Genomic DNA, 1904 nt, shown 5'->3' on the forward strand with positions numbered 1-1904 from the left:
CCGGCGTTGGCGCGCCGGACTGATCAGATCCTGGATTCGAAGATCATCCGGGAAGGTACTCCTTCCCGGTCAACCACAGGTTCTGAGCATTGCTCCTGCTCTACAGCGGTACTCACCCTTCCGCAGAGCACGGCAGAGCTCACCCGCGGCGGAACACGGCAAAGCTCACCCGCGGCGCGGAACACGGCGGTACTCACCCTCCACCGCGGGCCTCACTTTCCGCAGAGCACAGGGGCTCATCCTCGCCAGAGCACGGCGGGGCCTCCACAGCACACCGCGGTACTCACCTTCCGCAGAACACAGCAGCGCTCCCCCCTCCACAGAACACAGCGGTCCTCACCCCCGCCATAGCTCACCTTCCGCAGAGCACGGTGAGAGTCACCTTTCCGCGGAGCACGGCCGAAATCACCCTCAGCGGAGCACGGCGGGGCCTATCCCTCCACAGCACACCGCAGTACTCACCCTCCGCAGAACACAGCAGCGCTCCCCCCTCCACAGAACACAGCGGTCCTCACCCCCGCCATAGCTCACCTTCCGCAGAGCACGGTGAGAGTCACCTTCCGCGGAGCACGGCGGGGCCTATCCCTCCACAGCACACCGCAGTACTCACCCTCCGCAGAACACAGCAGCGCTCACCTCTCCGCAGAACACAGCGGTACTCACCCCTCCTCCGCAAAGCACAACAGTCCTGACCTTCCGCGGAACACGGCGAGGGTCACCCTCGGCGGAGCACGGCGGCGCTCACCCCTCCACAGAACACCGCGGGACTCACCCCTCCACAGAGCACAGCAGTTCTCACCTTCCGTGGAGCACGGTGGGGCTCCCCCTCGACAGAGAGCCAAGTCGCGCGGCGCGGTGTCGCGCATGTGTAGCCGGGACGTATCTCCGCCAGATAGGTCGGGTGGGCTCCGGCATATAGATAGGCACTGCGTCGACGATGGCGTTGCTCGCAAGAGGTGCAGTGGCCGCCGGAAATCAAGACGGGACGGACGGTGGCGGTGAAGCCGAAGATCGGGCCGAAGGCCAACAGAGCTGCGTGGTGGCAATCGTCAGACTTTGTGTGTGATGCGCTCCAGCAGCGGGAGGCGAACAGCGAGCCGACTGGACAGCCCAGACGTGCGCTGGCGTGGGGGCTCAGCACGGCCATCCCCGCGAAACCCTTGTGCCGCAATACACCGGGCGAGGTGGCGTCGAATAGCTCCGCCGACTTCGCGACTTACCTAATTGGGCGTTGCCGACGAGGTGCGCAGGGGGCCAATGGAACCCGTAGATGGGGTGTTTAGAAGCCAGCCATTCGGCCCACTCCCCACCCATGATGGGCGAGAGTCGTCGCGTAAACTGACCACAGCCCAGGTATAGGTCGAGCAGATCCAAAGGGGGACGTGTGAGCCGTAATAATGACGGCCTCCCCATGCTGCCTCCGTGGCTCTCCGAGAGCGATGTGACCGGCGGCTACGAAGCGCCCGTTCAGAACCTGCCTCACGACGACCTCATCGATGAAGCGCCCTCTCGGCGTGGACGTTCCAAGCGCGCCCCCGAATCTGAGCGGCCCGAGGCCGGGCGCCGGGACAAGCGCCGCTTCGGTCGACGCAAGGGTAAGGACGAACAGTCCGAGGATCAGCCCGATCCGCAGCGCCGCAGTCCGTCGCCACGTGAATTGGCCGGGCCAGGTTTCGAACTGCACGGCGCGCCGAACGCACAGCGCGAACCGGACAGCTTCCGTGGACCCGAGCAGCAGCACGGACCTGACGCACTTCGGGGACCGGAACAGCACGGCGGACCGGACACCTTCCGCGGCCCGGAACAACATGGCGGACCGGACACCTTCCGCGGACCGGAACAACATGGCGGACCGGACACCTTCCGCGGACCAGAACAACATGGCGGACCGGACACCTTCCGCG

The 1904-nt window shown here is 65.7% G+C and carries 1 pseudogene; it reads left to right on the forward strand.

Annotation, left to right across the window (positions count from 1 at the left end):
* Positions 1-1384: 1384 nt before the first annotated feature.
* Positions 1385-1904 (forward strand): annotated as a pseudogene (locus ABZ293_RS23260) (hypothetical protein); the annotation flags it as partial.

Source organism: Nocardia sp. NPDC005998, from assembly GCF_040614395.1.
GTDB lineage: Bacteria > Actinomycetota > Actinomycetes > Mycobacteriales > Mycobacteriaceae > Nocardia.